This window comes from Streptomyces sp. NPDC059524 (genome assembly GCF_042749255.1).
GTDB classification, from domain to species: Bacteria; Actinomycetota; Actinomycetes; order Streptomycetales; family Streptomycetaceae; genus Streptomyces; species Streptomyces xanthii.
Window position 1 is genome coordinate 1 of sequence record NZ_JBHYTK010000237.1, and the last position, 8927, is coordinate 8927.

Genomic DNA, 8927 nt, shown 5'->3' on the forward strand with positions numbered 1-8927 from the left:
ATGCCGCACGAAGTGCGCATCTCAGGGGCGCGGGGAACTGCGCGAGAAGCCCCACCGGCCCGCAGTCGACGAATATCCCTGTCCGGGCCCCGGGGCCCGCGTCGTCCCCGTACCGTTGAAGAAGGGCGACCCGGACAGAAGGAGCGCGGCGATGAACGGAACGGGTCAAGCCCCGCAGGGCCACGTTCCGCTCGCCGTCGTCGTCATCGACCGCACCGGCGACGTCACCCACTGGAGCACCGGCGCCCGCCGCCTGTTCGGCCCCGCCCGCGAGGACGCCGTCGGCCGTCCCGCCACCGATCTGCTGCCCGTGAGCGGCGCCCTGCCGCAGGACGGACGCGCCGCGTACCCGACCTGCGGGCGGGCCCGGCTGGACACGGGCGCGGGGCACCCGGGCCGGATCGACGTGCTCTGGTGGGCGTACCCCCTGGCGGGACCGGGTCCGGAGCGCACACTCGTGCTCGCCGCGGACGCGGCCGGAGCGGAAGGCGGCGCCGGCCCGGTGAGCGAGCAGGTCGCCCCGGGATTCGCGCGGCACACCGATTTCCCCGGCGCCGAGCGACTGGCCCGCGCGCTGCCGGAGATCCTGCCGAGCATGAGCGTCGGGGAGAGCGCCCGGATCGTCGCCCAGGTGCTCGAACTGGGCTATCCCGTCCTGGAGTACAGCCACCACGACCGCGTACCCGTGACCGCCGACTGGGGAGTCTCGCGCCGCACCGAGCGCAGGGAGCGGCGCGCCGAGGCGGCCCGTGCCGCCGCGGCCGGACTGCCCTCCCCGCGCAGCCCCCTCGACGACGCCGAGGACCTCGAGTACGTGGCCGTGCGCGAGCGGCTCGAATTCCTCAACGAGGTGAGCGGGGCCATCGGTTCGTCCCTCGACCTGTCGCGCACGGTCGTCGAGGTCAGCCGCGCCGTCGTACCCCGCTTCACGGACGTGGCCGGCACCTATCTGCGCGAGCAGGTCGTGGCCGGCGAGGGCTTCCCCGAGGGGCCGCCCGACGCGACGACGCTGTGGCACCGCGTCGCGCTCGAGCACACCGACGAGCCGGGGCGCTGGGACGACGTGGTGCCGGTCGGCGAGTCCATGCCGTTCCCCGTGCACACCCCGTTCTTCCAGTGCATGACCAGCGGGGACCCGGTCCTCGTCCCGTACATCTCCGAGGAGATGGGCAACGCGATCGCGAGCCAGTTCGAGAAGCGGGACATCCGGCCGCTGATCACGCACCGCTCGATGCTCGTCGTCCCGCTCAAGGCGCGCAACGTGGTCCTCGGGTTCATGATCCTGCTGCGCCACCGGGAGCGGCCGGTCTTCAACGACATGGACCGCGTCACCGGCGCCGAACTCGCCGCGCGCGCCGGGCTCGTGCTCGACAACGCCCGCATGTACACGTACCAGGAGTCGGTGGCCGAGACCCTGCAGGACAGCATGCTGCCGCGCATCGCACCGCGCCTGCCGGGCTGCGACATCGCCACCCGGTACCTGCCGGGCACGCTGCTCGGGCGGGTCGGCGGCGACTGGTTCGACGCCGTGAAACTGCCGGGGGCCAGGACCGCGCTCGTGGTCGGCGACGTGATGGGGCACGGGCTCAACTCGGCGGCGATGATGGGCCAGTTGCGCACCGCCGTCCAGACGATGGCCGCCCTCGACCTGCCGCCCGCCCAGCTCCTGCGCAACCTCGACGACCTGGCGCACCGCCTCGGCGACAGCTACCTCGCGACCTGCCTCTACGCCGTCTACGATCCGATCGCGGGCGAGCTGCACCTCGCCAACGCCGGCCACATCCCGCCCGTCGTCGTGCGTGCGGAGGACGGCCGCAGTGAACTGCTCGAACTGCCGACGGGCGCGCCGATCGGTGTGGGCGGCGTCCCGTTCGAGTCGGTGACCGTGCCCGTCGCGCCCGGCGACCGCCTCGTGATGTGCACCGACGGACTGGTCGAGGTGCGCGGGGAGGACATCGGCGTGGGGCTCGCGACGCTGTGCGAGTCCGCCGCGCACCCGGCGGCCTCCATGGACGACGCCTGCGACACCATCATCCGCTCCCTCGCCCGCCGCGGCGGACGCAAGGACGACGTCGCCCTCCTCATGGTCCGCATGGCCGGCATCGAGGGCGCGGACGTGGCGCACTGGGAGCTGCCCGCCGAGCCCGCCCAGGTGGCGCGGGCGCGCGCCCTGGTCCGGGAGCGGCTCGCCGCATGGGGGCTGTCCGGCGCCGAGTACGCCGCCGAGCTGATGGTGAGCGAGCTCGTGACCAACGCGGTGCGGCACGCGCGGGGCGGCCCGGTGCAGTTGCGCCTGATCCGGTCCGGCACGCTGCTGTGCGAGGTGGAGGACACCGAGCACACCCTGCCGACGCTGCTCAACGCCGGGCCGGGCGCCGAGTTCGGGCGCGGCCTGCGGGTCGTGGCCCGTCTCGCCCGTGAGTGGGGCACGAGCCGTACCGCGACCGGCAAGACCGTCTGGTTCGAGCTGACAACACGCTGACCCGGGCGCCCGGCGGACGCCCGCTTGTGGGACGGCGCGGGGCACGGTAGACCGATCGGACACGTCGACCGACGGCGCTGTGCGTACCACCGGGAGGGCCCATGAGCGTGACCGAGCGCTACAAGGATGCGTGGGAGAGCTTCTGGGAGAACGCGCCCGACGAGCCGGGCGGTGTCTTCTGGGACGCCGAGCCGGCGCTCACCGCGGCCCTCCATGTCGCCCTGTTCGAACCGCGATTGGCGGCTCCCGGGCTCCCCGTCGTCGACCTCGGCTGCGGCAACGGCACCCAGACCCGCTTCCTCGCCGACCGCTACCGCAAGGTCGTCGGCGTCGACCTCTCCGCCGCCGCCGTCGACCGGGCCCGCGCCGCCGACCGCGCCGAGCAGGCCGAGTACCGGCGCATCGACGGCACCGACAACGACCAGGTGGGCATGTTGCACGCCGAACTCGGCGACGTGAACGTCTACATGCGGGGCGTCCTGCACCAGAGCGACCCCGCCGACCGGCAGCGGCTCGTCGACGCGGTCGGGGCGCTCGTCGGAGAGCGGGGCCGCGGCTTCGTCGTCGAGCTGTCCGAGCGGGCCCGGCCGATCCTGCAGGGGCTCGCGCAGTCCCCGTCGGGCCCGCCGCCGAAGCTGGCCCCCGTCTTCGCGCACGGCATCGCGCCCGGCGAGGTGTCCGACGCGGCGGTGCCCGAGTACGTGGCCGCCGCGGGCCTGGACGTCCTCGCCTCCGGTGAACTGCCGCTGACCACGACCGAGCGGGCCGCGGACGGCGCGTGGCTGGAGCTGCCGTCGACCTGGCTGGTGGTGGGGCGGCGCGCCTGAGCCTTTCGTTCGCAGGGCTGTGACGTGCGCGAACTGGGCCTTCCGGGTGGGACATTGGACTACACCACTGGGGGTTGTCCACAGGCCTGGTGAGCGGCGGCCCGATCCGCGTACGGTGCTGGCCATGAAGATCCTCATCAGCGCCGACATGGAGGGCGCCACGGGTGTCACCTGGCCCGCCGACGTGCTCCCGGGCACCCCGCAGTGGGAGCGCTGCCGCGCGATGTTCACCTCGGACGTGAACGCGGCGGCGCTCGGCTTCTTCGACGGCGGCGCCGACGAGGTGCTGATCAACGAAGCGCACTGGAGCATGCGCAATCTGCTCCTCGAGCGCCTCGACGAGCGCGTCGAGATGCTCACCGGACGGCACAAGTCGCTGTCCATGGTGGAGGGCGTCCAGCACGGGGACGTCGACGGCATCGCGTTCATCGGCTACCACGCGGGCGCCGGAATGGAGGGCGTCCTCGCCCACACGTACCTGGCGAACCAGATCACGGGCGTCTGGGTCAACGACGTGCGCGCGAGCGAGGGCCTGCTCAACGCGCATGTGGTCGCCGAGTACGGGGTCCCCGTCGTCCTGGTCACCGGCGACGACCACGCGTGCGACGACGCGCTCGGGTACGCGCCGGAGGCCCGCAAGGTCGCGGTCAAGGACCACGTCTCCCGGTACGCGGCCGTGTGCCGCACCCCGGCCCGCACCGCCGCCGACATCCGGGCCGCCGCCAAGGACGCCGCGTCGATCGCCGTGCGGCACGAGCCGGTGCAGGCCGGGCCGTTCACCGTCGAGGTCGAGTTCGACGCCGAGCACCTCGCCATGGCGTCGACCGTCGTGCCCGGTGTGGAGCGCACCGGCGAGCGCCGCATCGCCTACACGCACGAGACCATGTACGAGGGCATCCGCACCTTCAAGGCGGTCACCACGATCGCCTCGGCCGCGGTGGAGGAGCAGTATGGCTGAGCAGCCCACCGACGCCCCCGCGGGCGCCGTCGACGAGCAGGCGCTGGACGAGGTCGTCACGTTCACGTCCGACCTCATCCGCATCGACACCACGAACCGCGGAGGCGGCGACTGCAAGGAGCGACCCGCCGCCGAGTACGCGGCCGCGCTCCTGTCCGAGGCGGGACTCGAACCCACGATCCTGGAGCGCACCCCGGGGCGCGGCAACGTCGTCGCCCGCATCGAGGGAACCGACCCGGGCGCCGACGCGCTCCTGGTCCACGGTCACCTCGACGTCGTCCCGGCCGAGGCCGCCGACTGGAGCGTGCACCCCTTCTCCGGCGAGGTGCGCGACGGCGTCGTCTGGGGCCGCGGCGCCGTCGACATGAAGAACATGGACGCGATGATCCTCGCGACCGTGCGGAACTGGGCGCGGGTCGGCTTCCGGCCCCGGCGCGACATCGTCATCGCCTTCACCGCCGACGAGGAGGCCAGCGCGGAGGACGGCTCCGGATTCCTCGCCGACGAGCACGCCGGGTTGTTCGAGGGCTGCACCGAGGGCATCAGCGAGTCCGGCGCCTTCACCTTCCACGACGGCGCGGGCCGGCAGCTCTACCCGATCGCGGCGGGCGAGCGCGGCACCGGCTGGCTGAAGCTCACCGCGCGCGGCAAGGCGGGCCACGGCTCCAAGGTGAATCCGGCCAACGCGGTGAGCAGGCTCGCCGCCGCCGTCGCCCGGATCGGCGACCACCGGTGGCCGGTCCGGCTCACCCCCACCGTCCGCGCCGCCCTCGCCGAGATGGCCCGGGTCCACGGGATCGACACCGACGTCGACGCGCCGGACTTCGACGTCGACGCGCTGCTCGCCCGGCTCGGCCCGGCCGCCGACCTCGTCGCGCCGACCGTCCGCAACAGCAGCAACCCGACGATGCTGTCCGCCGGTTACAAGATCAACGTGATCCCGGGCGAGGCCACCGCGCACGTGGACGGGCGGTATCTGCCGGGCACCGAGGACGAGTTCGAGGCCACGCTCGACGCGCTGACCGGGCCCGACGTCGACTGGGAGTACCACCACCGCGAGGTCGCGCTCCAGGCGCCGGTCGACGCGCCCGCCTTCGCGAAGATGCGGGCCGCCGTCGAGGAGTTCGCCCCCGAGGGACACGTGGTCCCGTACTGCATGTCGGGCGGCACCGACGCCAAGCAGTTCTCCCGCCTCGGCATCACGGGCTACGGCTTCGCGCCGCTCAAGCTGCCCGAGGGATTCGACTACCAGGCCCTGTTCCACGGAGTGGACGAGCGGGTTCCGGTCGAGGCGCTGCACTTCGGGGTGCGCGTCCTCGACCGGTTCCTGCGCACGGCCTGAGCGCGCGAGGCAGACAGAAGCGAACGGACTGGGCGAAGATGGCGGACGCGAAGGACATGGAGGCCTCAGGACACATGGGGGGCGGGGACGAGATGGTGGAGATCCAGTCGTACGGATCGTGGCCGTCGCCGATCGACGCCGCGCTGGCGGCCGCGCACGACGGCCGGCCGGAGTACGTGGGCTACGTCGGCGACGAGGCGTGGTGGACCGAGCCGCGGCCGGCCGAGGGCGGGCGCCGCGCCCTGGTGCGCCGCCGGCCCGACGGCACGGAGCACTCGGTGCTGCCCGCGCCGTGGAACGTGCGCAGCCGCGTCATCGAGTACGGCGGCGTCCCCTGGGCCGGCACCGACCGCCCCGAAGGCCCCCTCGTCGTCTTCGTGCACTTCCCCGACCAGCGCCTCTACGCCTACGAGCCCGACGCGCCGGGCGCCGAGCCGCGCCCGCTCACCCCGGTGTCCGCGGTCGGCGGCGGCCTGCGCTGGGCCGACCCCGTGTTCCACCCCGAGCGCGGGGAGGTGTGGTGCGTCCTGGAGGAGTACACCGGCGAGGGTCCCGGCGACGTGCGCCGCGTCGTCGCCGCCGTCCCGCTCGACGGTTCGGCCGCCGATGACCGCGGCGCGGTGCGTGAACTGACGAACGGCTCCCACCGGTTCGTCACCGGCGCCCGGCTCTCCCCGGACGGCCGCCGCGCCGCGTGGATCGCCTGGGACCACCCGCGCATGCCCTGGGACGGCACCGAGCTGCTGCTCGCCGAGGTCCGCGAGGACGGCACCTTCGGCCCCGCCCAGGTCGTCGCCGGCGGCCCGGAGGAATCCGTCTGCCAGGCCGACTGGACCGCCGACGGCGCACTCCTGTACTCCGGCGACGCCGACGGCTGGTGGAACCTGTACCGGCTCGACGTGCGCTCCGGATGGCAGGCCCCGGCCCCGTCCGGCGCCGCCCCGCGCGGCGCCGATCTGCGCCCGGCGCCCGCCCTGTCCGTACCGACCACCCCCGAAGGGGCCCTCGCCACCCCGACGCTCGCCGCCGCCCGGCCGCTGTGTCCGCGCGAGGAGGAGTTCGGCGGGCCGCTGTGGAAGATCGGCCTCAACTGGTTCACACCGCTGCCCGGTGGACTGATCGCCGTCGTGCACGGCGTCGGCTCCACCGCGCTCGGCATCCTCGACCCGGAGACCGGCGAGGTCGTCGACACGGCGGGCCCCTGGACCGCGTGGGGCTCGACCCTCGCCGCGCACGGCACCCGCGTCGTCGGCGTCGCCGCCAGCCCGCGCACCGCCGCCGAGGTCGTCGAGCTCGACACCTGCACCGGGCGGGCCCGCGTCATCGGCGCCGCGCACGACGACCCGGTCGACCCCGCGTACTACCCCGAGCCGCAGATCCGCACCTTCGCCGGACCCGACGGCCGGGACGTCCACGCGCACATCTACCCGCCGCACAGCCCCGCCCACGCGGCCCCCGACGACGAACTCCCGCCGTACGTCGTGTGGGCGCACGGCGGCCCCACCGGGCACGCCCCGCTCGTCCTCGACCTGGAGATCGCCTACTTCACCTCGCGCGGCATCGGCGTCGCCGAGGTCAACTACGGCGGCTCGACCGGCTACGGCCGGGAGTACCGCGAGCGGCTGCGCGAACAGTGGGGCGTCGTCGACGTGGAGGACTGCGCCGCCGTCGCCCTCGCGCTCGCCGACGAGGGCACCGCCGACCGGGACCGGCTCGCCATCCGCGGCGGCAGCGCCGGAGGCTGGACCAGCGCGGCGTCCCTGACGAGCACGGACGTGTACGCGTGCGGCACCGTCATCTACCCGATCCTGGACCTCACGAGCTGGGCCGAGGGCGAGACCCACGACTTCGAGTCCCGGTACCTGGAGTCGCTCGTCGGACCGCTCGCCGAGGTCCGCGCCCGCTACGCCGAGCGCTCCCCGGCCGAGCACCCCGAGCGGATCACCGTCCCGTTCCTGCTGCTCCAGGGGCTCGACGACGTGATCTGCCCGCCCGCCCAGTGCGAGCGCTTCCTCGCGCGGGTCGAGAGCGAGGGGCGGCGCGTCCCGCACGCCTACATCGCCTTCGAGGGCGAGGGCCACGGGTTCCGCAGGGCGGACACGATGCGACGTGCGCTGGAGGCCGAACTCTCCCTGTACGCGCAGGTGTTCGGCCTGCACCCGACCGGGATCCCGACCCTGGAGCTGAACAAGTGACGTCGCCGGAGTCCCTGGTCCGGCCCGCGAGGCTCGCCCCAGGGGCCCGGGTCGCCGTCGTCGCGCCGAGCGGGCCCGTGCCCGAGGAGCGGCTCGCGGCGGGCCTCGACGTCCTGCGCGGCTGGGGCCTGGAGCCGGTCGTCGGCGCCCATGTCCTCGACTCCCACCCGGAGTTCGACTACCTGGCCGGCTCCGACGCGGGCCGCGCCGCCGACCTCCAGGCGGCCTGGTGCGACCCGGGCGTCGACGCCGTGTTCTGCGCGCGCGGCGGCTACGGGGCGCAGCGCATGGTCGAGCTGCTCGACTGGGAGGCGATGCGGGCGGCCCGGCCGAAGGTGTTCCTCGGGTTCAGCGACATCACGGCGCTGCACGAGGCGTTCGCGGTCCGGCTCGGGGTGTCGACGCTGCACGGGCCGATGGTCGCGGCGGCGAACTTCCCCACGGACGACCGGGCGCAGAAGCATCTGTGGGCCACGCTGTTCGAACCGGAGTCGGTGCGGACGATCGCCGCGTCGGGGGATCACCGGGTCCTCGTGCCCGGGGTCGCGGAGGGGCTGCTCCTCGGAGGGTGCCTGAGCCTGCTCGCCGCGGAGCTGGGGGCGCCGGCGGTGCGGGCCTCCGCGCGGGGCGGGCTGGTGTGTCTGGAGGACGTGGGGGAGGAGACGTACCGGATCGACCGGTATCTGACGCAGTTGGCGCGGGCGGGGTGGTTCGACGGGGCCGCGGGGTTCGTTCTCGGGTCCTGGGCGGAGTGCGAGCCCGTGCGGGGGCTTCTGGTGGACCGGTTGGGCGGGGGCGGGGTGCCCGTGGTGGACGACTTCGGGTTCGGGCACGGGGCCGGATCGCTGACCGTCCCCCTGGGGGTGCGGGCCGTTCTCGACGCCGAGTCCGGCACGCTGACTCTGGCCGAGCCTGCGCTGCGCTGAGCCCGCCTGGGCGTCTGCCGGGGGAGCTTGCCGCGCGGCTGCGGGCTGGTGGGGGCTGGTCGCGCAGTTCCCCGCGCCCCCGAGATGCACACCCTTCGGGCGGCATCTCAACGGGGGGGGGGCGCCCGGGGGAATATGACCCCACGGGGTGTGGTTTAGTTGGGGCGGGGGGGGGTGAGTAGCCGCTCCCCCGCGCG

Annotated in this window: 6 protein-coding genes; all 6 read left to right on the top strand. The window is 74.3% G+C overall.

Features of this window, described 5'->3' with window-relative positions:
• The first annotated feature begins 151 nt into the window (after positions 1-151).
• The 6 genes from ACFW9D_RS36615 to ACFW9D_RS36640 all read left to right on the top strand — a co-directional run bounded on the left by ACFW9D_RS36615 (position 152) and on the right by ACFW9D_RS36640 (position 8730).
• A complete protein-coding gene (locus ACFW9D_RS36615) occupies positions 152-2482 on the top strand; it encodes a SpoIIE family protein phosphatase (protein ID WP_384629595.1) in 2331 nt (776 codons plus the stop codon).
• Between the two features lie 101 nt (positions 2483-2583).
• Entirely contained in the window at positions 2584-3309 is a 726-nt protein-coding gene (locus tag ACFW9D_RS36620; protein ID WP_384629598.1) for a class I SAM-dependent methyltransferase, read from the top strand.
• A 124-nt stretch (positions 3310-3433) separates the two neighbouring features.
• Entirely contained in the window at positions 3434-4267 is an 834-nt protein-coding gene (locus ACFW9D_RS36625; RefSeq protein ID WP_188336037.1) for a M55 family metallopeptidase, read from the top strand.
• Complete coding sequence (locus ACFW9D_RS36630; RefSeq protein ID WP_188336036.1) at positions 4260-5609, top strand: M20/M25/M40 family metallo-hydrolase; 1350 nt, start codon at positions 4260-4262, stop codon at positions 5607-5609. The genes ACFW9D_RS36625 and ACFW9D_RS36630 overlap by 8 nt, the downstream gene beginning before the upstream one ends.
• A gap of 92 nt (positions 5610-5701) precedes the next feature.
• Positions 5702-7804, top strand: a complete 2103-nt coding sequence (locus tag ACFW9D_RS36635; protein WP_384629605.1) for a prolyl oligopeptidase family serine peptidase — start codon at positions 5702-5704, stop codon at positions 7802-7804.
• Positions 7801-8730: an LD-carboxypeptidase gene (locus ACFW9D_RS36640; protein WP_384629602.1), complete on the top strand. Its 930-nt coding sequence runs from the start codon at positions 7801-7803 to the stop codon at positions 8728-8730. The genes ACFW9D_RS36635 and ACFW9D_RS36640 overlap by 4 nt, the downstream gene beginning before the upstream one ends.
• The last annotated feature ends 197 nt before the right edge of the window (positions 8731-8927 follow it).

Coding starts and splice junctions, on each gene's coding strand:
- ACFW9D_RS36615 (WP_384629595.1), top strand. CDS start 152: ATGAACGGAACGGGTCAAGCCCCGCAGGGCCACGTTCCGCTCGCCGTC.
- ACFW9D_RS36620 (WP_384629598.1), top strand. CDS start 2,584: ATGAGCGTGACCGAGCGCTACAAGGATGCGTGGGAGAGCTTCTGGGAG.
- ACFW9D_RS36625 (WP_188336037.1), top strand. CDS start 3,434: ATGAAGATCCTCATCAGCGCCGACATGGAGGGCGCCACGGGTGTCACC.
- ACFW9D_RS36630 (WP_188336036.1), top strand. CDS start 4,260: ATGGCTGAGCAGCCCACCGACGCCCCCGCGGGCGCCGTCGACGAGCAG.
- ACFW9D_RS36635 (WP_384629605.1), top strand. CDS start 5,702: ATGGTGGAGATCCAGTCGTACGGATCGTGGCCGTCGCCGATCGACGCC.